Here is a 21,492-nt window from a genome sequence, read left to right as displayed (position 1 = left end):
AAAAAATAACTTGATGGAGAAAAATTGATCTTTGTAAAAATATAACACAGAAATCTTGGGGACGGAAAAAATATCGCAGGGGATAAACCCTGCAATATTAAGTTTGGTTTTACTGAATAAGCAGCATTTTTTTTATTTGCTTTATCCTGGATCCAGAAGCTGTAGAAGTGGTGACATCCATTTGATAATAATAAACCCCGCTTGCAAGGCCAGAAGCATCAAAAATAATTTCATAACTGCCGCTTTGCTGATGGTTATCAACCAAGGTTTTAACTTTTCTTCCCATAACATCATATACAGTCAATACGACATCTCCACTTGCCTTTAGCTGGTATGCAATCGTTGTTGTTGGGTTAAATGGGTTAGGATAGTTTGTTAAAGAATATTGCTCCGGAACTGCATACTCCGGTTTATTAATTGCCGAAACTTGTTCACTTCCTTTAAATAAAAACAGATAAATTGCGTGGTTGAGCATCGTGCGCGCATCAGAGTAGGAAGCTTTGTCAAGCGCTATTGTTTCTATCTTTTCCAACTCCTTGGTGCTTTCATCATCAAAATAAGATGAATGTTCCGGGTCTATCAAAAAGACTTGAACAGAGTCTGCAATAAAAGGGAGATTAGCCAGGTTTAAAGTAAACTCTTCCGTATTATCCTGTTTGTTCCAAATCATAACTCCGGCCACAGAATCATTTACGGAGGCCATCGCATCGATATTGGAATTGCCAACATTTACATCGATGCCTGAAAATGGCATTTTAGAATACATTTTAAATAGATTATATTTTGCTTTAGGAATATTTCCGGTTGTAACAAGTCCGTTGTATTTCCATTTTTCAGCCAACTCACCATTATTTGTAATTGTTTTGTTAAACAGTGCCAGGCGCGGCATTTCATTTAACATAAATTTAAAAGAACTGGCAAACCAGGCGGCGCATTCCACTTTATCATATTTACTTCCCTGCCCCGGGTCCAACTCGTATGAAAACTCATTTAAATGAATCTCAACGCTATCCATTCCACGCGCATTAAGCTCGTCCAAAATATCTTTATAGCGATTATGATATTTGCTGCCTTTATCATCAAAACCATCCCGGTTATCCTGCGCATGATAAGAAACAAAATGGATGGGCAGGTTATTGTCAATTATAAAATCGAGCATCGGACCAATCCAGTTATCCGGATTTTCTGCGAGTGCAGGACCGCCAACTCTTGCATCTGGAACCGCCCGCTTAATACCCTTAACTGCGTACTTATACATTTCAAAATATTCACTTTTACTGCCGCTAAAAAACTCCCCATAATCCGGTTCGTTCCAAATCTCAAAAGATGTGATACCATATTTTGTATTAAAGTATTTTGCCCAATTATAATTAAAATCTTCCCAGAGGTCATAATCCCTTGGCGGGCCTTTTTGATCATCACCAAGCGCCAAAGGCATATAGCAATACCCCAAATTAACTGTGCCACCTTCTTCCAAAATTGGCCCAACCCACGAATCAACAAATCCCCAATGATATGTTGTATCAGGTGCAGTGCCCCTGATTACATCAAAAAGTGTTCCAAATCCTTCAATTGACAATGGTGGAAATGTACGGACCATCTGACTGTTTATTTCTTTAAGGCGGCCTTCCGGAGCGCGGTTAGCAGACCGGAAAATATCAAATATTTTGCGCATGTTGGGAGCATTTTTTTGAGATGCATCAACATTGACATCTGTTCCCAAAAGCAAAATTGGTGCTAAAGATATTATAATAATCTGAAAAACTTTTTTCATTTTATCCGACTTTCTCTTCTAATTGTTGTAAATATATAGTGTCCCTGTTTGCAAGGATTGCGTCAACGCACAAATTAATTATCCAAATACTTTTCAAAAAATGTGCCATAAAGATTTTTACAGAAGTTTGTTGGGACATTTTCATAGGTTGTAAGTGCAAGTAAAGTAGGGACAAACTTCAGAGATTAAATAAACGGGCCGTTTGAGATTATTTTTGCTGCTTCATTACTTGCTTTTGTGCTTTATGCCTTAGGCAGTTAACCATGTGTAGTATTGAAAACACTTTTACATTCTGCAAAAAAGACAATTTATTTGTGTCAGAAGCTGTTTTTCCTGATTGCATCATATATTCCTCAAACCTATCTTGATCACCTTTGTTATTGTTTAAATTTTTCACAACATTATTTGAGAATTTATGGAACCATTGATTACAAATGACGCCGTTGTTCTAGGTATTTTGCTGACCATTCTTGCTGTTGTTTTTAAAACCTCAAGCATTGATACTCCATTTTGGAAAAAGTTTTATACGTTTATTCCAACCGTTTTATTATGCTATTTTATACCGTCTATTTTTAATTCGCTTGGTATAATTTCCGGTGAGCATTCACAGTTATATTTTATGGCTTCCCGCTATTTACTTCCTTCCAGCCTGGTTCTTCTTACACTTAGTGTAGATATTAATGCTATTATCAAACTTGGCTGGCGGGCAATTGTTATGTTCTTAACCGGCACAATAGGAATAGTTATCGGTGGCCCGATCGCAATTCTTATAATCTCATTTTTTGCACCCGATGTAGTTGGAGGCGCTGGCCCGGAAGCTGTTTGGCGTGGTTTAACAACCATTGCCGGAAGTTGGATTGGTGGCGGCGCAAACCAAACAGCTATGCGCGAAGTTTTTGAAGTAAGTGATAAACTATTTTCCCAAATGCTTCCTGTTGATATAATAATCGGTTATTTGTGGATGGGCGTTTTGCTTTATGGAGCAGGGATTAACAAAAAAATTGATAATTGGCTAAAGGCCGATGTAACAGCCATTGATGACTTACGCGTTAGAGTTGAAAAATACAGGGCAAGTATTGCGCATATTCCAACTGTTAAAGAAATCACCATAATTTTGGCATTTGCTTTTGGAACAACGGGCATTGCCCATTTTTTAGCAGATATCATTGCCCCATGGCTTGCATCAAATCTGCCCTTTTTAAAAGATTTTGGACTAACCTCTACATTTTTCTGGATTGTTGTAATTGCAACTACCGGTGGTTTAATCCTTTCCTTTACAAAAGCACGGAAATTAGAAGGTGCCGGCGCATCCAATATTGGAACAATTTTTTTATATATCCTGATTGCAGCTATTGGCATGAGTATGGATTTAACAGCTATTGTAGAAAATCCCGGCCTTTTTCTTGTTGGTATAGTCTGGATTATGATCCACGTTGTCTTACTTTTTATTGTCGGTAAACTAATCAAAGCGCCATTCTTTTTTATCGCAGTTGGTAGCCAGGCTAATGTAGGTGGCACAGCTTCCGCACCGATTGTTGCATCGGCATTTCATACAGCACTGGCACCGGTTGGAGTATTACTGGCAGTATTAGGTTACGTTGTTGGAACCTATGGCGCGATCTTGACAGGTTGGTTAATGCAGATTGTTGCTCCATAAATTATTAAAATTTTTATGATCAATAAGGATTTTACAATGAGAAATTCCTTTCTGATAATTATTATTCTTACATCTTCCCTATTTGGCCAATCGGCCATTTTAGATTCTCTTAAAACGATTCGGGCATTTCAACTTATTGAGCATAACCTTGCCAGCTCCGGGTATATAACTGAAAAGCAATTTGGTTTTATAAAAGATTATGGTTTTAAACACGTCATTTCACTTTTGCCAGGAGATCAGAGTAAAGAAGATTCTATTGTTACATCCAAAGGGCTGACATTTACTCAAATTAAGGTTGACTGGAAGAATCCAACTCAGGAAAACCTAAAGCATTATTTTGACGATATGGAAAAGCATAAAAACGATAGTGTACTGCTGCATTGCCAGGCTAATATGCGCGCTTCGGCCTTTACGTTTTTATATCGTGTAATCTGGTTGGGCGATGATAAAAAACTTGCAAAAACAGATCTTGACAGTATTTGGTTTCCCACCGGCCAATGGCATAGGTTTATTGAAGAAAGTCACGAAAAATACAACATGGGGCAAGAATATCGTTTTGAAAATGATTTTGTCCAACAATTCCGTAAAGAAGGAATCAAGGCAGTTGAAGATCAATTGGATCGGATCTTGGAAAAAGGCGATGGCTCACTTCCATTTAAAGAGATAGATTTTCAAAGGGTAGCAGATGAATTGTATCAAGATGAAAAAATTGATGAAGCAATAGAAGTGTATTCCCTAAATACAAAAGCCTTTCCTTCTTCCTGGAAAGCGTTCGAAAAACTGGCTAAATCTTTGATGGAAACAAATCAGAATCAAGCAGCGGTCGAATCATACAAAAAAGTGCTTGAATTAAAACCTGATTTTATATGGGCCAGGAGAATGCTTGGCATGCTTGGTGAACGTGAGTATCTGAAATTCTGGTCTGGTATAAAACTGAATTTAAAACGTGTAAAAAACCTTGTTGGTCGCTATGATTTTGATAACAACTATTTAGACTTTATAATCGAGGGAAATAAGTTTTATCTTCTTCCATCATGGAGCAAAGAAAAATTCCAGATATATTCAGACACCACTTCAAAATTCTTTTCGCAAGAAAAAAACTGGACCTTTGAGTTCGATACTGCATCACCGGGTAAAGTAACTTTTACTACACCAAGTAAAATTTATATCGCCAAAAAGTTTAATCAATAATCATTTAGTGTCGCCTGTTAACGACAATTTTGAATATCTCACCGTTTCATTTTTACGACATCTTAAATCTACGAGTTAGCATAAATCTTTAAAAAACAACACTCTACTAATTCTTCTTTTATTTGGCACTCTTCTTGTTATAAACATAATACCATTTATCAGCCGGATATATTTATATAAAAATAAACTGAAAATATGATCTTACTAAAAAGTAATTCTCAAAAATAAAACCATAACAAATCAAGGAGGACAATTCATGAATAAATTACAAATTAAATTATTATATTTACTGTTTGCAGGACTACTATTTAGTTGTAGTAGCTCTACCGATTCCAATGGGGATGGTGGTGAGAGTGATATTAATAAGAGCGGTCAGCCAATGCCTTCAGTTACTAGCGTTGAAGGCTTAGAGTTTGGTGGGGTTTTAGCAACAGTTTTATTTGAATTTGAAACAATACCAGGTTTTCCTGCAGCCCAATTTGCAATGGGCTATGCCTGGTTTGGCAATGGAGATAATGCGGGTGATGTTGCTGTAAATGAACAACCTTTGATGGCAGAGTCACAATCCGGAAGTACGTGGTATAACTCATTCAGCCAGACAAACCCATCGTCATTAAACAATGTTTCTTTTAATGGCTCCAATCATAATTGGGAAGTAGCAGGAAACGGGGATATCCCAGCATTTGACTTAGCGGTATCAAGTCCGTCAAGTTTTACTTTAACTTCACCGGTTTCCGGTAATATTGATAAAAGCAATGGTTTGAATATTACTTGGGTTGGCTCATTAAATAATACAGATTCAATGCTTGTACTTGTTGTAGATTTGTCAAATTCTAAAACTTACATAGCACAAGGCCTTCCAAATAATGGCCAGCATTCTATTGAAGCCGCAGATTTATCAGATATTTCTGGAGAAGCAATGATCCAGGTTGTTAAATACCGCTATAACCTCTACCAAACAGAAACTAAGTTTTACCAGGCCGTTGCAGAAATTGTAAAACAGGTAACGGTAACCTTCCAATAAAAATTAAAAAGGCCGCATATGCGGCCTTAATCTAAATGTCTAATGAAATAGGGGTTATTTCATCAAAACCATTTTTTTCGTTTCGGAATAATAATTTGTTTCAAGCTTATAGAAATATGTACCTGAAGGAAGGCCCTCTGCATTATAAGTTAAAGTGTATTTTCCGCTTGTAAAAAACCTATTCACTAAAGTAGAAACAATACTTCCATTTAAGTCATAAATTGTTATTTTTACATCAGATTCCTTTGGGATTTCAAAAGTAATTTTAGTCGATGGATTAAATGGGTTTGGATAATTATTATATAATTTATATTCTTGAGGTATAACTCCTGTTTCTTTTTCTGTTTTAACAGATGTTTTTGAAAGCATTGGTAATAGTACTGTGTTTGAAAAATTCTGGCTCAATTTTCCATCCAATTTTGCTTTTACTTTATAATAACGGTTTGGAAATGGAAGTGCACTATACGAAAGGGTTGAAGTTGTAGCTATTTTAGTATAGGGTCCATTAAATGAATTTGAACGATAAATTTCGTATTGTGTTTGTGGTACATTTTGTTCCCAAGAATGTGACCAAAAAAGATTGTAATTATTACCACTAAGTGAACCTACATCTGGCACATACCAATCAGATGGCGGACTCGTTTTTAAGATACTATCCCAACTAACGACAGCATCTGAAGGGGCTTTATCATATCCTGTTCCATCTGTATTAATAACATAATCAGGAGAATGCCCGCCAGATTGAGCCATTGACAATTGTTTATAATACACTTTTGTTGTTTGTGAATTTTTTGTAATAACCACTCGGTGCCATTCACCTTCATTAATAATATATGGCGAAACAGCTGCTCTAGGATCAGTATCTGAAGCGTATGAAACAAAATAGTAAGGATCAGCAGGACCCGTACAACTAGTACATGATTCGGGTGATGTAATATTATCGTTATCAACTTGTACAGTAAAAGTACTATTGTCATCATCCCAAACAGCAAATTCATTATAATAACCACATTTATTTAAAATGTGGTAGTACCTAGGGCATAGTTGTGCAAATGCCAAACTTCCTAAAAAACTAAATAAAACTAAAGTTTTTAAAAACATAATAAAACCTCCTGGAATTAATACATTTATCTTTAATGTTTTAGTTTGTTGAATTTCGCAATAAGGTTACTTTTGCACCCAATCCATCATAAAATGGCCATGGGACATTAATTATCATTTTATGGGCCCCGAACCCTGGCTGAAAAGATTCATAAAAAGTGTACCATTGAACTGCATTGGTTAATTCATACCATTTATTTAACATTGTATTATTAACTTTATCTTTGACTATAACATTCACCGATATACCTTCGCCATTACCGCCTCCTGTTATAATGTCCCTTAAAAACTCAAATTTAATCATATATTCAGCCATCCCAGGGTTGTAAGAAATCCATCCACTATTTTCTCCTGCTATTAAATAGCCTTGGCCGTTTTCATAAATAACTTCTATATCTGGAAGAGGTGGGGTTACAATTTTTGAAAATTGACCTTGCTCAGAAAGTTCTTTTGTAACTGGAGCATTAACTTGTGTTTCGCAACTTAAAATGAAGCTAGTAATAATAATTAAGACATAATACTTACTCATGATATCTCCTATAATTTAATTAGTTATGTATGAATGGCCATTCATAATATTATAGATGCACTTGCACAAGAAATTCCATAAAAGTATTTTATATCAACAAAATATTCAGGTTAAAATGAAGAGGGTGCTATTCAATTATTCCGCAACAAAAAGCAGTTTACTGACTCAGAACTATTAAAAAAATTTCTCGAATCTGAAAATCAAGAATATTTTGCAGAATTATATCTTCGCTATCATCATCTTGTTTACCTTAATTGTCAAAAGTATTTTAGAAACATTCAAGACAGTGAAGATGCCGTATTAGACATATTCGAGAAACTTCTCCGAACCATCAAAAATCATGAGATTAGAAACTTTAAAAACTGGCTTTTTGTTGTAACAAAAAATCATTGTTTGATGAAGGTCCGTATCAGAAAAAGCCAGCTTATTTTGAAAGATCCGTTAATCTTGGACAAAATGATTATGGAAAGCTTGAATCTAAAGCATCACTACGGTACACACGATATTAAAGTTGAAGAGCTTGAAAAAGCAATCACCAAACTCAATGATGTACAAAGAAGCTGTTTGGAAATGTTTTATTTCGTAAAAAAGTCGTATAAAGAAATCGCCATTGAAACTGGGTTTGAAGTAAAGCATGTAAAGAGCCATATTCAAAATGGTAAAAGAAATTTGAAGAATATTTTAACTCAAAGTAAAAGGAATTACAATGAGTAACCAAAACCAACCTTGTCTAACTCTCGATCAATTAGTTACATATAATAAAACTCATTTACAACCTGGTGAAAAGACGAAAATAGAGTTCCATTTAAAAGAATGTGAATTTTGCAGAACTGCCCTGGAAGGCTTAAATCAAGAAAGTGATACAAAAAGGACAAAAATAACTATTCAGCAAATAGAACAAAAAATTTTTGCTTCAATAAAAAGCAAACCAAAAATAAATTGGCAGTTACTCTTAGCCGCTGCTTCAGTTTTAGCGTTTGTTTTATATACAGGATATCAAAAAACTATCGAAAGGCCAATAGAGTACTATTCAAATAAGTATGGAGATAATTTTAGGACCCTTTCGTATCTTGAGTCACAGATCAATGATAATTTTAGAACGAATGATAATTCATTAATAGTAACAAATCCAATCGGGCTAACTATATTTGATGAACAATTAACCTTTACCTGGGAAAAGAATAGTGAACGAATAGTAAGGTTATCTATTTTAAATAATAATGGAAATGTAGTTTTTGATAAAGACCTGAAAGAGAATATTTTCTTTTTCATGGATAACTTGGCTCCTGGGCTTTATTATTGGTCTTTAGAAGCTGGGTTCAATACCATCCACATTGGAAGGATCTTAGTACTCCCAACGGATGATTAGATTACAATAACCCACTTATCGACCAATCAGAATAAAACCACTCCATATTGAAGGGAAAGACGAGGCTTTATCTTTAATCATGGTTAATTTTGTTTCCCTTAAAGCCGCCGAATAACTTTTTAAGTTCCGAATCCCTTTGTAAAAAGGAAGCATTAAATTGTAGGTTTGCATATCAGATACAGGCCATAATGATGCCAATATGTTGGAAGCCCCACTGTATAAGAATCCTCTAGTCATGGCCATTATTCCTTCACCTTTCAAAATTTTACCATAACCACTCTCGCAACTACTAAGAACAACCAACTCAGATCTTATATCCAAATTATATATTTCTCCTGAGTAAAGGATTCCATCTTCATGGCTTGATGAATCCTCCTCTTCCGCGAAAACAATCCCAGAAAGATGAGGCATTTCTTTATCAAAAAAACTATGCGTTGCTATATGAAGATATTTAAATTTCCCTGCTTCATTTTTAAAAGTTTTCTCTGTTGCAGCAGAATTTAAGTAAGCCTTACTTTTCTTCTTGTAATCACGAAACATATTGATAATGCTTTCCGCTTCCTTTTCTGAGTGTAATAATGGAGAAAAGCTTTTCCCATTTCTCCATTTGCTGTAAAAATAATTTTTGACTTTTGTTACTAATGAAATCTCTGTTTCAATTACCTCGCCATTTTGATTACCAAAAACCGGTGCAAAAGCTGCAATGTTGTAGTCAAAATCAATATCTTTTTTTGATTCTTCAAAGCTCTGCAAATAAAGTTTTCCGGAATAGTGATACACAAATTCAAAATCATTAATTAAATAGTCTAAATCACTATAGTTATTGTGTTGCAAAGAATCTTCGGGGAATTTCCTAACCAGGGCTTCAAACGGAAAATAATAAAGCTTTCCATCTGGTATTAGGATTAATTTTTGTTTAGATGAAACGAAACTTTCAATGGGTTTAAAAATTTTATTATAAATATGATAGCTCCATTTTGTAAAATGGGCGCTTTCCGATACTTTAACAAGGGACAGTTTAAACTGATCAACTTTTTTTAGCAAAAATGTATCTAATGGCACTCTAGTTAGAAAAAAATTGTCCTTAGTTATAGTAAAAATTGAGAGTGTTTTACTACCCAAAACATATTCTATTAAAGCTGAATTGGCATCCAACCTGTTTTGAATTGTTTCTACAGAGGGTATTACTGATTTATATTTTAGTTCATAGTATTGAGGATATTCCATTTCAAAGTGCTTTTTTAAAGAACCATGGTCGGTTTTCAGTTTAAAAAGAGTATTTTGAATTTCTGCAATTTTTGTTTGATCGGGATTATCGTTTCGAGCATATAATTTTTGTAAAGTAATTTCGTGATATGTTATATCGGTAAGCAAAGCCTTTTCACGGATTAAAACACTGTCGGGAATATTAACAAACTTTTTTACCCTAGCTTCTTTTAATGCTTGTGTTAAAACAGCTACTTTATTTTTTTCTGCATATAAAAACGCTGTCTTCAGAAAGGTTTCATCGTTAGTAAGGTTATAAAGTATGTTTAAGGTTTCTAAAATGTTATCATATATTTTAAATGACTTTTTACTTAGGTTTAGTTTAGAGCGGTCTTCAATGTAATTTGTTTGTAATTCTGTTAACAATTTACTTGCTAAATCAAAATTATGAACAGCATTTTTTGCCAGTTTGATTTTTTCTTCGCCACTGCTTTTTTCCTCCAACATTTTTTTTCTAAACAATTCACCTTTCGAAGTTACCGTCTCTAGTAACTCAATTCTATTTAGTGGAATATTATTTATCGTTTTTTGCAAAAACCCAAAATAGTAATCACCTCCACTTGCACTAATAGACTCATCGTAAGATATCAATGCCTTTTTGTAGAATTTTTGCTCAGAATAATTGTCACCCATATATCGATAACATTCGGCTAAGGTAGAATAGATTCCTCCAGATGGCCTTTTAACTAACTTTAATGCAATTTGGAACTCAATATCAGCTTTTGAATATAACTTGTTCTTATGAAGAAAATATCCTAATCCCATATGCATATTTGCCTTGAGATCACTATGCCCCCCCTCCAAGGAATCCATGATTGCAATTGCCTTTAAATAGTAACTTTTTGCATCGATGTTATTTTCTTTTGAGAGCAATTCAGCATAATTATAATATGTATTGGCAATATGTGAGCGAGCTTTGTTTTTATATATTTTCAAATAGATATTAATTACTTGCAGGTAATATTCCCTAGCTTTTTTATTATTTCCAAGATTCCTGTGTGTTATGGCGAGGTTTGTTAAAAGGATAGCAGTCTGAGCATGATTTATCCCAAAATTGGCAATACTAATCTCAACAGCCTTTTTTAAATATACCTTCTCAAATTCATAATCGCCTTTCAAATGGTAAGCAGTACTTATATTGCTATAAAGTGTTGATAACCTGGAATGGTTTGATCCATACTTATTAATATAAAATGGTAATACTTCATTATAATGACTTAAGGCTTTTTCATAATATCCTTTTTTAAGCAAAACATCGGCGATATTTTTAAAGATAAAAACAGACTTTATATGTTTCTTACCATACTTGTCAAGCCTCATTTTATAGGCAGTTGTAAAAACAGTTAGTGCTTTATCATATTCCCCAATATCGAAATAAACATTACCTGTATTTACAAGTATTCCTACATAAGTAAGTTTATTCTTCTGTTTAATTTTTTTTGCTAACTCAAGATATTTCAAAGCTTGCAAATACTCACCCGTTTTTCTGCACCCCGATCCAAAATTATAATAAACTTTAGCCATTATAGGATGATTTTCAATCTCATAAGTAATAGAAGTCTTAACAATTTTATCAAAAACTTTTTTTGCTTTAGAATAATTCTTCTGGCGGAAATTATTAATCAATATATAGCGAAGAGAATTAATATAATTTTCGTAATCAGAAATCCCCCAATATACTTTACTTGCAAGATTTAGATAAAATAGTGAAGAGTCGAATTGCTCTTTCTTTTTAAAAACCAATGCATTTTTAAAATGCTGGTTTGCAAGTTTTATTTTGGTAGAATCAACTACAGGAATCGCCACATTCGGCAAGTAGGTTTTTTGAGATGCACCCGCTAAAGAAAAAAAAACAAATAGAGCCAAGATAAACAATAAACTGTAATGAAAAGAGGAGTAAATCGAATTTACTCCTCTTTTAGAATAACATTCATGTACAACAGTATACATACTATCCTAGTTTTGTAAGAACCTAATATAACCATATGCCCAATTGTCAATCCTAATTTGATGCACTTGGTTTAAATTGCGGATTAAAATGTTTACTTCATTTACTCCATATCCTGCTGCTATTACATTTCCGTTTAAATACCAGGTTCTATATGCATTGGTTTCAGGTACTATTTTATAATTGATTCTGGCTGTTGTTGTTGAAACATTTACTTGGTGGCCTTGTATCGGACATCCCAGCTCGGTATAGTGTGTAAAGGAAGAATGCGATCGTGGATTTCCATTTCCATCGAAATAGTTTGTTAAAACATCAGTAAAAAAATCCCCACCCTCATCCTCATCTTCGTGATTATCATCGGTAATAATATATTTATCTTCATGCGTATCCCCATCACATGGATCCGGTGATGGTATTTTATTTAGCTTGGCCTCCGTATTTAGTTTATCCGTTCCTGTAAAAGCGGTACTATTATCAGAGCAAGAATTTAACAACATCATCAAAAATATTACTATAGAAAAATACTTTAAACTTGAAAATAAAACATACCTCATTGTGAACCTCCATTATTCAGATAAACGTTTCGATTGAAATAAAATTAAACATTTTATACATATTTAGTTAAACCGTTATCAGTTCTAAATATATACTACAATTAAGTAGATACAAAACCATAAAAAATTCCACAAATTATTTTTTTTTTGCAGGCGGAACAGGGTCGAAACCGGAAGTCCCCCAAGGATGGCATCGGCCTATTCTTTTTAGCCCTAGCCAACCACCTTTTAGCGGACCATGAACTGTTATTGCTTCAATCGTGTAAGATGAACATGTTGGAAAATGTCGGCAACTTGCACGCCGGAATGGGGAAATTGCAATTTGATAGAATCGGAAAATTGAGACTAATATTGTTGTAAAAAACTTTGTAATCATTTTTACTTTGATATGATAAGAAAACATTGGTTACAAATTTAGTCAACCGCATCAGATTAGCAAATTAAGTATTACTAGAAAAGAAGATAATTAACATTCATGAAAGCTGACTACTTTTCAGACTTATCGCCCTACTTTTTTTTGGTTATTTAATAAAATGTCTTTACAATAAGCATTGTTTCAAAAAAAATGTCCCTAAGTTTAAGTAATCACAGGAGAAAAGATATGTCCGAAAGAGTTACCGGAACCGTTAAGTGGTTTGATGTAAAAAAAGGATTTGGTTTTTTAACCCGTGAAGGTGAAAAAGATGTTTTTGTCCATTATTCTGCTATTCAAGGTGACGGATATAAAAAGTTGGAAGACGGACAAGCTGTCGAATTCACTTTAGTTGAAGGCGCAAAAGGCCTTGAAGCAAGTGAGTTAACAGTAATCACAGAATAAAATTATTTTTTTCCTGGTGATGGATGAAAGTCCATCACCTTATAAAAAATCCCCCTAAAAAATAATATCATAAATGCCAACCATATTCTTGATATTTGACTCTAATAGTCATATATTAGAAACCTTTTGCAAAATTAAAACTATTTCTATTTGAAAATCAGGAGTTTATGAAATGGCCAAGAAACAAACCTTTGGCGATAAATTAAAAAGAGGCCAGGGAGAAGCAGCAAAAACTGTAAAAGTTGTATATACCTATACATCGCCTAAAAACGGGCATATGAAATTTGCAGAATCAATGGTTAAGATTATGGCTGATGATAATGAAGATCAGGTCATAAATAATGAGATTAATAACGGCAGAGCAATGCTTGAAGCAAAAGCGTAAGGGAGAATTTTAAAATGGCACGAAAATGTACTTTATCCGGAAAAGCACCTCTGGTTGGAAACCATGTTTCACATGCACATAATAAAACTAAGCGCAGACAATTACCAAATTTACAATCTAAACGTATTTTTGTTAGTGAATTGAACCGCTTTGTTCGAGTTAAGATTTCCACAAGAGCCCTTAAAACAATTAATAGCAAAGGTCTGATGACATATTTAGCGCAACAAGGCCTTAAATTATCAGATGTTGAGGTTTCATAAAGATCTCCGCGATAAAAACCATGAGGTAATAAAATGGCAAAGAAGTCAAACGCACGTGAAACTATCAAAATAAAAAGCTCTGCAAGCGCGCATATGTACTCTACAAAAAAGAATAAGCGCAATACTACCGCAAAGCTTGAGATCAAAAAATATGATCCTATTGCTAGAAAACACGTTATGTATAAAGAAGTAAAATAGCTTTATTTAAATCCAATCAATTTTGATTGGATTTTTTTTACCCTGAAATACTCCCAACTTAAAAATCTTTCAGGAGGCGATAATGGCTAGAACAATTTCCACCATGCTTCCACTTGGAACAAAAGCCCCCAAATTCAACCTGATCAATGTTGTCGACCAAAAAGAATATTCTCTAGACGATCTAAAATCAGAAAAAGCAACTGTAATAATGTTTATCTGTAATCACTGTCCTTTTGTTATCCATATGCTTACAGAATTAGTAAACCTTGCCAACAATTATCTTCCTAAAAGTATTTCATTTGTGGCAATCAGCTCAAATGATAAAGAAAAATATCCTCAAGATGGACCCGATAAAATGAAAGAACTTACTGTTCAATATAAATTTCCTTTTCCTTATTTATCTGATGAAACACAGAATGTCGCCAAAGCATACCAGGCTGTTTGTACTCCCGAATTTTACATTTTTGACAAGGATTTGGAGCTTGTTTACAGAGGGCGGTTCGACGATTCAAGACCAGAGAATGATTTTCCTATCACTGGATATGATTTGCGGAACGCCCTGGAAAATATTCTGGCAGGAACTCCTGTTAATCCGATTCAAAAGCCTAGCATTGGCTGCAATATCAAATGGAAATAGCCATAAATATAATTAATTAGCCAAAAACATTAACAAATGTTTATTTTAGTCCTAATAATTCTAAAATCTATTAGGGCATAATTAGAACAGGGGCTGTTATGACACTATCCACTTTGTTAAAAATATTTACAGGTATAATGCTTGTTTGTTTTATAAATAGCTGCAAAACACAGTCAAAGACTTCGGAGAATATAATGCCGCCAAAAGCAAAAAAGATTAGCCAAGAATTAACAATACATGGACACACCCGTATTGACGATTATTATTGGCTCAACGAACGTGAAAGCCCTGAAGTAATAAGATATTTAAACGAAGAAAACAACTATCTTGATCACTCCCTTGCTCACACAAAAGAGTTTCAAGAAAATCTATATAATGAAATTATTGGCAGAATCAAACAAACCGATGAGTCGGTTCCTTACAAGGATAACGGATATTATTATTACAATCGCTACGTCGCAGGAAAAGAATACCCCTTATATTGTCGCAAAAAGGGGGCATTAGGTGCCTCTGAAGAGATAATGCTCGATGTTAATAAAATGGCAGAAGGCCATAATTATTATCAGGTAAAAGGGCTCAATGTTAGTGAGAATAATAAACTACTCGCTTTCGGAGTTGATACTGTTAGCCGGCGAATCTATACAATTTATATAAAAAACCTTGAAACAGGAGAAATATATCCAGATAAAATTGGCAACACAACGGGTAGCTCCGTATGGGCAAATGATAACAAAACACTATTTTTTACCAGCAAAGATTCAACATTGCGGCCCGACATGGTTTTTTGCCACACAATAGGGTCAGAAACAAATGAGCTAGTGTACCATGAGAAAGATAATACCTTTGCGGTTTATCTTTGGAAAAGCAAATCCAGAAAATATATTTATGCTTTTTCAAACAGTACTCTTTCAACAGAAATGCAGTTTTTAGATGCAGGTCAACCAAATGGAACATTTAAAATAATTCAAAAGAGAGAAAAAGATCATGAGTACAGTGTTGTTCATTTTAAGGACAATTTTTATATATTGACAAACTGGAATGCTAAAAATTTTCGTTTGATGAAAACACACGTCAATCGACCCGAAAAAGAGAACTGGATTGAAGTGATAGCTCACCGCGAAAACATCCTGTTAAATGATGTTGAAATCTTTAAAGATTTTATGGTAATTAGTGAGCGTAAAGATGGGCTTACTCGCATTCGCATCATCAATAACAAATCCCAAAAAGAACATTACCTGGATTTTGGAGAACCTGCATATAAAGCTTCGATATCAATAAACAAGGAATTTGACACTAATCTTTTACGCTATAATTATACTTCCTTAACAACACCCAACTCAAAATACGATTACAATATGGAGAAACGGGAGCAAACACTTCTAAAGCGAGACGAAGTCATCGGTGATTTTGATCCTGGGAATTACATAACAGAAAGAACATTTGCCAGAGCTAATGATGGTGCCAAAGTTCCCATTTCCTTAGTTTATAAAAAGGGGTTAAAAAAGGACGCAGAGAATCCCGTTTTACTATATGGATACGGATCATATGGATATACAATAGACCCTTCATTCAGCTCAGTTAGATTGAGCCTGTTAGATCGTGGTTTTGTATTTGCAATTGCCCATGTCAGGGGAGGCCAGGCTTTAGGGAGGAAATGGTATGAAGATGGAAAACTTTTAAAAAAGAAAAATACCTTTACAGATTTTATTGCCTGCGCTGAAGAATTAATAAATCAGAAATACAGCAATCAAAATAAAATGTTTGCAATGGGTGGCAGCGCCGGTGGGTTATTAATGGGTGCGGTTCTAAACATGCGTCCTGATTTATGGAAAGGTGTTGTTGCAGCAGTTCCCTTTGTAGATGTTGTTACAACTATGCTGGATGAAAGTATTCCGTTAACAACAGGTGAGTTTGATGAATGGGGTAACCCTAAAGAAAAAAAATTTTATGATTATATTCTTTCATATTCTCCATATGATAATGTTAAAAAAAATAATTATCCCGCCATGCTTGTAACAACCGGGTTGCATGATTCACAAGTTCAATATTGGGAGCCGGCCAAGTGGGTTGCAAAATTACGAGTTAATAAAACTGACAAAAATCCTTTATTTTTATTTACCGAGATGGAGGCTGGCCATGGCGGTGCGTCCGGTCGATTTGAGCAATATAAAACTATTGCCCTTGAATATGCTTTTATTTTAGACTTACTTGGAATTAATCAATAACAATTTTAGGTGAGCTGTAAAAAATCCTATGTAGACTTTACACGAAAGGATAGCAGTGTTTTGCAAGTGGATCTTCATAAGCTAAGCCAAACAGAGTCTGTAAAAACCTTGTAAAATCCGAAGTTTAAATTTTATCTAAATATATAAACAACGCTAACATTGACTGTAAACAATGTTTTCATTTCTACCTTCCTGTTCAACGATTTTCCTCTAAAACTAAATGGCACAAATATTGATTTGTACTTTATATCAAAAAAAATTGTGAGGAAAAAATGTTGAAATCAATAATATTATCTATAACTATAATTGCTTTAATTAGCTGCACCGTTCCACCAAAACCTGTTTACCGTTTGATGCCCGAAGCTGAAAAAAGTGCCTGGTTGTATGGGCAGGAATTTATCCATCTCGATAATGATTCTTTCGATGTCGCATTGGCATATGACAAAATTTGGACAAATAATTTTGTTTTTGATATTGAGATTGCAAATAAAACAGATAGCATTGTTCTGATCAGCCCGGAGGATTTTTACTATAAGCCTGTTTATAGTGAAGAAAAGCTGGAAAAAAATAAAAAATTCATGAGTATATTTCCTGCAAAACCAGTGGAAGCCCTTGATCCAGAGCTTAAGATTTTGCATATGGATTTAAGCCAATCTGCAGCGGATGCCTCTTACAGCACGCGGCAAGGTCAACTAATGGGTTTATCAGTGCTTGATCTGGTTTTTGATATAGCAACCATCGGTAAACCCACTACAGAAGCAGAAGAAGCCCAGGAAGAAATAGATGACCTGGAACGGCGCCTGGATTATGCTGAAAACGAATTGGAACATGAAAATAGGTCAAGAAACATTGGACGTATTAAAGACCAATGGCGTGATGAAGCTTTACGCAAAACTTCTTTAAAACCGGGTTATTCGATTAGTGGAAAGATTTATTTCCCAATGAAATATCATAAAAAAGGCATACGATTTACAGAAAATCTGTTGTTTTGTTTTCCGTTGGGCAAAAGTTCATTTACTCAGGTTTTTCGTCGTGAAGAATTTTTAGTTGGAAAGTTGCGAAATTAGAAATACAGATGTCATATTCTAAAGAGCTGATTAAGGGGAGCTTAAAAAATATATCAAATAATAAAAATTGCTATTCCTGTCCTAGGAACCATTAAATTCCTTTTTTGGGATATTCAAAAAGTAAATTTTTACCAAGCCCCCAACTAACTGCCTGCCATTCATCAACAGAGAATTCCAGAGCAACTAAGGCACAGGTCGGCATATTGGCAACCTGTAATCCTCCTAACTCATTTGCTAAATCTGTCAACCCAGGGTTATGCCCAACAACCATCACACTGTTATGTTTATTCTCTAGGAAGTTAATCATTTTTAATATTTTATTTGCAGAGGCCAGATATAAATCTTGCCTTTTCTCTATACCATCTAAAGGATAGTTCATCTTATCTGCAATAATTGTTGCTGTTGTATAAGCCCTATTTGCCGCACTTGACAAAATTAAATCCGGTTTAATTCCAACCTCACTCAATTTTAAACCCATTAGCGGTGCATCTCTTTTCCCGCGTTCATTAAGGGGCCTCTCAAAGTCAGAAAGTGTTTCATTTTTCCAACTGGATTTTGCATGGCGTAAAATATAGATTTTTTTCATAAATTTATCTCGTCATAATTTTAATATGGACAATATAATGAAAATTACAATTCTCAGCAGTAGTTTAAACAAAAAGAGCCGCAGCCTGGTTCTAAGTCAGTATGCAAAAAAAATGATAAGCGCACAAATTTCAGATTGTACATTGCTTGATTTGAAAATGTTTGATATTCCTTTTTGTGGTGAACAGGGTGCTTATGATCATAAAAATGTAATTGCAATTAAAAATGAGCTTGCTGAATCAGACGCAATAATTGTTTCCGGGCCTGTTTATAACTATGGTGTAAATGCTGTTACAAAAAATATATTAGACTTGACAGGAGAAGCCTGGGCTGAGAAACCAATTGGATTTATCTGTATGGCAGGTGGTCAAGCAAGCTATATGTCCATTATGGGATTTGCCAACAGCCTTATGTTAAATTTCCGTTCATTAATTGTGCCGCGCTTTGTTTATGCCTTACCAAACTCAATCGACTCTGAAAATAGTACCATAAAAGATGACTCAATAAAAAAACGAATTGATGAGCTATGCGAAAATATCATCCGCTTAGCACAAGCTTTAAAAAAATAATATTTTCTCTAAAATTAAAATACGAGGACTTTTTTATAAGCTGTTTTGTTTCCTGATTTTATTTCAGAAAAATAAAAAATGCGCAAGTTTATACCTGCACATAATATAAAAATTGCTGATTAAGTTTCAACTACAAACTATTTATTAAAGAGTGGTTTGTGTAAAATTGGTTTTCTAAAATGTACGTTACACAATGCGGAAATTATCTACTAAAACACAGCGTCTTAGCCGAACAAAGGTCCGTGCCGATGTAACACCCTCTCCGGTTGGCGTAGTGATAGTCATGGATGTCCAGCCTTCTCCGCCAAACCCAAGCCCGGCATAACAAGGCCCGTTTTTTACAAATATGCTACAATTAATTTCGTTGGCCATGCGGTCTAAGTTGTCAAGGTTTTTTGAGTACATAATTGCGGTATGCCGATTTCCTTTTTCCAGCTCGACTGCAACATCAATTGCTGTATCAGCATCCGCAACACGGATAAATGGAAGGACCGGCATCATTAATTCTTTGGTCGCAAATGGATGGTTCTTCTCAGTTTCGGCAAACAATAAGCGGGTTTCTTTTGGCAGCTTTAAACCAATTTGTTCTGCAATCAAATGTGCATCTTTGCCAATCCAATCACGATTTACAACTTTTCGTCCATCATCAAGCGTAACTAAAACAACATCTTCAATTTGCTTAGATTGCTCTACCGAAAGTTCATATGCATCATTATTAATCATCTCTGCTTTCAACTGATCGGCAATTGTATCAACAGCGATAATCTCTTTTTCGCAGGTACACATAATATTATTGTCAAACGACGCTCCATTGACAATGCCTTTTCCGGCACGGGCAATATCGGCAGTTTCATCAACTATAACAGGAGGATTCCCGGGTCCCGCAGCCATCAGTCTTTTATCTGTTACTTTGCGTGCTGCTTCAACTACTGCTCCTCCACCCGTAACAACTAATAAATCTATTCCCGGATATGAAAATAATTGTTGAGCTGTTTCAATTGTAGGCTCTGCTACTGTTGTGAGCAGTGCTTCTGGTCCGCCCACTGAAACGATCGCTTCATTTAAAAGAGTAATTGTACGCTGTGAAACCTTTTTAGCACTTGGATGGACAGCAAAAATGACGGCATTCCCGGCGGCAATCATGCTGATAGCATTATTTATAACTGTTGCCCCAGGATTTGTTGAAGGTGTAACAGAAGCTATTACACCCCACGCTGCTAATTCAATGAGAGTTAAACCATTATCACCCGTTACCGCCACTGGCTGTAAATCTTCAACTCCCGGAGTTTTTTCAGCCTGAATTATTTTTTTTTGGATTTTATCTTCAACACGCCCCATGCCCGTTTCAGCAACTGCAAGTTCTGCAAGCTCTTTTGCATGTTTTTTTACTGATAAGCGTATTGCCTCAACCGCCTTCGATCGCATTGCTAAAGTTTTTAATGCTTTTTGCGATTCCCTCGCAGCGGAATATGCCTCATCGAGAGTATCAAATATTCCCAAAGCATTTTTACTTGCAGATACTTTTTCATCACTTTCAAGATGTGTGACTACTTTATCAACAATATTTTTTATTTCGTTTGAAGATAAACTCATAGCAACCTCAAAGTAAGAAGTTGGATGTAGAAAGAATGAACCATTTTTTCCCTACCATAACTTTTTACTTTAACTATCTATTTTTTCTTGTTTATTTTAATTGGGAAAATACCTTCTAGCTCTGCATGCGGTCTTGGGATAACATGAACTGCAACTAATTCTCCCACTCGTTCCGCCGCTGCTGCACCTGCATCTGTAGCAGCTTTACATGCCGCAACATCGCCACGAACCATCGCTGTTACATACCCTGCGCCAATTTGAGAATAGCCAACCAACTCAACCCGAGCTGCTTTAACCATTGCATCAGATGCCTCAATTAAACCCACAAGCCCTTTTGTTTCAATCATTCCTAAAGCTTCCATAACTTAACTCCTGTCTTTAAAATAATAATGTTTTCTTTTCCTCTGAGTAATTGCGAAAAACCAGTTTACCCAAATTGATATTTTATAAAGTTATTTAATTGGAAAAAGACTATCCAAATCGCCAGCCGGACGAGGAATAACATGAATTGAAACAAGCTCTCCGACACGTTCAGCTGCAGCGGCCCCGGCGTCTGTGGCAGCTTTACATGCTGCAACATCTCCTCTTACAATTGCTGTTACGTAGCCAGCTCCAATTTGCTTATATCCGACAAGCTTAACTTTGGCAGCTTTTACCATTGCATCCGATGCTTCAATTAATGCAACCAGACCTTTGGTTTCTATCATGCCTAATGCTTCCATTTGTCTCTCCTGTTTTTTAAA

At 35.0% G+C, this 21,492-nt stretch carries 23 protein-coding genes; 13 read left to right on the top strand and 10 right to left on the bottom strand.

Annotated elements, in window-relative coordinates:
- Positions 1-109: 109 nt before the first annotated feature.
- Entirely contained in the window at positions 110-1,774 is a 1,665-nt protein-coding gene (locus HND50_10175; GenBank protein NOG45590.1) for a T9SS type A sorting domain-containing protein, read from the bottom strand.
- A 415-nt stretch (positions 1,775-2,189) separates the two neighbouring features.
- Between HND50_10175 and HND50_10170 the strand changes: the two genes are divergently transcribed.
- From HND50_10170 to HND50_10160, 3 genes are all read left to right on the top strand, one after another.
- The gene (locus tag HND50_10170) at positions 2,190-3,431 is read left to right on the top strand and encodes a DUF819 family protein (protein NOG45589.1); all 1,242 of its coding nucleotides are present in this window, start codon (positions 2,190-2,192) and stop codon (positions 3,429-3,431) included.
- 36 nt (positions 3,432-3,467) lie between these two features.
- Entirely contained in the window at positions 3,468-4,622 is a 1,155-nt protein-coding gene (locus HND50_10165; GenBank protein ID NOG45588.1) for a hypothetical protein, read from the top strand.
- Between the two features lie 256 nt (positions 4,623-4,878).
- On the top strand, positions 4,879-5,646 hold the full coding sequence (locus tag HND50_10160) for a hypothetical protein (protein NOG45587.1): 768 nt from the start codon (positions 4,879-4,881) through the stop codon (positions 5,644-5,646).
- A 54-nt stretch (positions 5,647-5,700) separates the two neighbouring features.
- Here the strand turns inward: HND50_10160 and HND50_10155 are convergent, their stop codons facing one another.
- Both HND50_10155 and HND50_10150 read right to left on the bottom strand, forming a co-directional pair.
- Positions 5,701-6,747: a T9SS type A sorting domain-containing protein gene (locus HND50_10155; protein ID NOG45586.1), complete on the bottom strand. Its 1,047-nt coding sequence runs from the start codon at positions 6,745-6,747 to the stop codon at positions 5,701-5,703.
- Positions 6,748-6,787: 40 nt separating this feature from the next.
- A complete protein-coding gene (locus HND50_10150) occupies positions 6,788-7,276 on the bottom strand; it encodes a hypothetical protein (GenBank protein ID NOG45585.1) in 489 nt (162 codons plus the stop codon).
- 129 nt (positions 7,277-7,405) lie between these two features.
- On the opposite strand from HND50_10150, the gene HND50_10145 reads away from it, so the two are divergent.
- Positions 7,406-7,990: a sigma-70 family RNA polymerase sigma factor gene (locus HND50_10145; GenBank protein ID NOG45584.1), complete on the top strand. Its 585-nt coding sequence runs from the start codon at positions 7,406-7,408 to the stop codon at positions 7,988-7,990.
- Complete coding sequence (locus HND50_10140) at positions 7,983-8,645, top strand: hypothetical protein (GenBank protein NOG45583.1); 663 nt, start codon at positions 7,983-7,985, stop codon at positions 8,643-8,645. Before HND50_10145 ends, HND50_10140 begins: the two co-directional genes overlap by 8 nt.
- Positions 8,646-8,660: 15 nt before the next feature.
- Here HND50_10140 and HND50_10135 read toward each other — a convergent pair whose 3' ends face one another.
- From HND50_10135 to yidD, 3 genes are all read right to left on the bottom strand, one after another.
- Entirely contained in the window at positions 8,661-11,861 is a 3,201-nt protein-coding gene (locus HND50_10135; protein ID NOG45582.1) for a CHAT domain-containing protein, read from the bottom strand.
- Between the two features lie 6 nt (positions 11,862-11,867).
- Positions 11,868-12,413: a hypothetical protein gene (locus tag HND50_10130; GenBank protein NOG45581.1), complete on the bottom strand. Its 546-nt coding sequence runs from the start codon at positions 12,411-12,413 to the stop codon at positions 11,868-11,870.
- A gap of 136 nt (positions 12,414-12,549) precedes the next feature.
- On the bottom strand, positions 12,550-12,789 hold the full coding sequence (gene yidD / locus HND50_10125; GenBank protein NOG45580.1) for a membrane protein insertion efficiency factor YidD: 240 nt from the start codon (positions 12,787-12,789) through the stop codon (positions 12,550-12,552).
- A gap of 225 nt (positions 12,790-13,014) precedes the next feature.
- Between yidD and HND50_10120 the strand changes: the two genes are divergently transcribed.
- The 7 genes from HND50_10120 to HND50_10090 all read left to right on the top strand — a co-directional run bounded on the left by HND50_10120 (position 13,015) and on the right by HND50_10090 (position 18,002).
- Positions 13,015-13,230: a cold shock domain-containing protein gene (locus HND50_10120; protein NOG45579.1), complete on the top strand. Its 216-nt coding sequence runs from the start codon at positions 13,015-13,017 to the stop codon at positions 13,228-13,230.
- A gap of 172 nt (positions 13,231-13,402) precedes the next feature.
- Positions 13,403-13,615, top strand: coding sequence for a hypothetical protein (locus HND50_10115; protein ID NOG45578.1), 213 nt, complete (start codon positions 13,403-13,405; stop codon positions 13,613-13,615).
- Positions 13,616-13,629: 14 nt separating this feature from the next.
- Positions 13,630-13,875, top strand: coding sequence for a 50S ribosomal protein L28 (rpmB, locus tag HND50_10110; GenBank protein ID NOG45577.1), 246 nt, complete (start codon positions 13,630-13,632; stop codon positions 13,873-13,875).
- Positions 13,876-13,908: 33 nt separating this feature from the next.
- Positions 13,909-14,073, top strand: a complete 165-nt coding sequence (gene rpmG, locus HND50_10105) for a 50S ribosomal protein L33 (protein ID NOG45576.1) — start codon at positions 13,909-13,911, stop codon at positions 14,071-14,073.
- 82 nt (positions 14,074-14,155) lie between these two features.
- A complete protein-coding gene (locus HND50_10100; GenBank protein ID NOG45575.1) occupies positions 14,156-14,710 on the top strand; it encodes a thioredoxin family protein in 555 nt (184 codons plus the stop codon).
- 98 nt (positions 14,711-14,808) lie between these two features.
- Positions 14,809-16,935, top strand: coding sequence for a S9 family peptidase (locus HND50_10095; GenBank protein NOG45574.1), 2,127 nt, complete (start codon positions 14,809-14,811; stop codon positions 16,933-16,935).
- Between the two features lie 272 nt (positions 16,936-17,207).
- Positions 17,208-18,002, top strand: coding sequence for a hypothetical protein (locus HND50_10090; protein NOG45573.1), 795 nt, complete (start codon positions 17,208-17,210; stop codon positions 18,000-18,002).
- Between the two features lie 91 nt (positions 18,003-18,093).
- Here HND50_10090 and HND50_10085 read toward each other — a convergent pair whose 3' ends face one another.
- Positions 18,094-18,588, bottom strand: coding sequence for a histidine phosphatase family protein (locus tag HND50_10085; GenBank protein NOG45572.1), 495 nt, complete (start codon positions 18,586-18,588; stop codon positions 18,094-18,096).
- A gap of 37 nt (positions 18,589-18,625) precedes the next feature.
- Here HND50_10085 and HND50_10080 point away from each other — a divergent pair, with 37 nt between their 5' ends.
- A complete protein-coding gene (locus HND50_10080; GenBank protein ID NOG45571.1) occupies positions 18,626-19,156 on the top strand; it encodes an NAD(P)H-dependent oxidoreductase in 531 nt (176 codons plus the stop codon).
- Positions 19,157-19,342: 186 nt separating this feature from the next.
- Here the strand turns inward: HND50_10080 and HND50_10075 are convergent, their stop codons facing one another.
- From HND50_10075 to eutM (HND50_10065), 3 genes are all read right to left on the bottom strand, one after another.
- Positions 19,343-20,749 carry an aldehyde dehydrogenase EutE gene (locus tag HND50_10075; protein ID NOG45570.1) on the bottom strand — a complete coding sequence of 469 codons (1,407 nt, stop codon included), beginning with the start codon at positions 20,747-20,749 and terminating at the stop codon, positions 19,343-19,345.
- A gap of 77 nt (positions 20,750-20,826) precedes the next feature.
- On the bottom strand, positions 20,827-21,111 hold the full coding sequence (gene eutM, locus HND50_10070; protein NOG45569.1) for an ethanolamine utilization microcompartment protein EutM: 285 nt from the start codon (positions 21,109-21,111) through the stop codon (positions 20,827-20,829).
- Between the two features lie 90 nt (positions 21,112-21,201).
- On the bottom strand, positions 21,202-21,471 hold the full coding sequence (gene eutM / locus HND50_10065) for an ethanolamine utilization microcompartment protein EutM (GenBank protein ID NOG45568.1): 270 nt from the start codon (positions 21,469-21,471) through the stop codon (positions 21,202-21,204).
- Positions 21,472-21,492: the final 21 nt, after the last annotated feature.

It is taken from the genome of Calditrichota bacterium, from assembly GCA_013112635.1.
Taxonomy (GTDB): Bacteria; Calditrichota; Calditrichia; order Calditrichales; family J004; genus JABFGF01.
Note: the sequence above shows the minus strand (reverse complement) of the source record. Positions and strands in the feature narration are given on the sequence as shown.

Coding starts and splice junctions, on each gene's coding strand:
- eutM (NOG45569.1), bottom strand. CDS start 21,111: ATGGAAGCTTTAGGAATGATTGAAACAAAAGGGCTTGTGGGTTTAATT.
- HND50_10095 (NOG45574.1), top strand. CDS start 14,809: ATGACACTATCCACTTTGTTAAAAATATTTACAGGTATAATGCTTGTT.
- HND50_10165 (NOG45588.1), top strand. CDS start 3,468: ATGAGAAATTCCTTTCTGATAATTATTATTCTTACATCTTCCCTATTT.
- yidD (NOG45580.1), bottom strand. CDS start 12,789: ATGATTACAAAGTTTTTTACAACAATATTAGTCTCAATTTTCCGATTC.
- HND50_10170 (NOG45589.1), top strand. CDS start 2,190: ATGGAACCATTGATTACAAATGACGCCGTTGTTCTAGGTATTTTGCTG.
- HND50_10150 (NOG45585.1), bottom strand. CDS start 7,276: ATGAGTAAGTATTATGTCTTAATTATTATTACTAGCTTCATTTTAAGT.
- eutM (NOG45568.1), bottom strand. CDS start 21,471: ATGGAAGCATTAGGCATGATAGAAACCAAAGGTCTGGTTGCATTAATT.
- rpmG (NOG45576.1), top strand. CDS start 13,909: ATGGCAAAGAAGTCAAACGCACGTGAAACTATCAAAATAAAAAGCTCT.
- HND50_10115 (NOG45578.1), top strand. CDS start 13,403: ATGGCCAAGAAACAAACCTTTGGCGATAAATTAAAAAGAGGCCAGGGA.
- HND50_10080 (NOG45571.1), top strand. CDS start 18,626: ATGAAAATTACAATTCTCAGCAGTAGTTTAAACAAAAAGAGCCGCAGC.
- HND50_10085 (NOG45572.1), bottom strand. CDS start 18,588: ATGAAAAAAATCTATATTTTACGCCATGCAAAATCCAGTTGGAAAAAT.
- HND50_10090 (NOG45573.1), top strand. CDS start 17,208: ATGTTGAAATCAATAATATTATCTATAACTATAATTGCTTTAATTAGC.
- HND50_10075 (NOG45570.1), bottom strand. CDS start 20,749: ATGAGTTTATCTTCAAACGAAATAAAAAATATTGTTGATAAAGTAGTC.
- rpmB (NOG45577.1), top strand. CDS start 13,630: ATGGCACGAAAATGTACTTTATCCGGAAAAGCACCTCTGGTTGGAAAC.
- HND50_10160 (NOG45587.1), top strand. CDS start 4,879: ATGAATAAATTACAAATTAAATTATTATATTTACTGTTTGCAGGACTA.
- HND50_10175 (NOG45590.1), bottom strand. CDS start 1,774: ATGAAAAAAGTTTTTCAGATTATTATAATATCTTTAGCACCAATTTTG.
- HND50_10140 (NOG45583.1), top strand. CDS start 7,983: ATGAGTAACCAAAACCAACCTTGTCTAACTCTCGATCAATTAGTTACA.
- HND50_10120 (NOG45579.1), top strand. CDS start 13,015: ATGTCCGAAAGAGTTACCGGAACCGTTAAGTGGTTTGATGTAAAAAAA.
- HND50_10130 (NOG45581.1), bottom strand. CDS start 12,413: ATGAGGTATGTTTTATTTTCAAGTTTAAAGTATTTTTCTATAGTAATA.
- HND50_10100 (NOG45575.1), top strand. CDS start 14,156: ATGGCTAGAACAATTTCCACCATGCTTCCACTTGGAACAAAAGCCCCC.
- HND50_10135 (NOG45582.1), bottom strand. CDS start 11,861: ATGTATACTGTTGTACATGAATGTTATTCTAAAAGAGGAGTAAATTCG.
- HND50_10155 (NOG45586.1), bottom strand. CDS start 6,747: ATGTTTTTAAAAACTTTAGTTTTATTTAGTTTTTTAGGAAGTTTGGCA.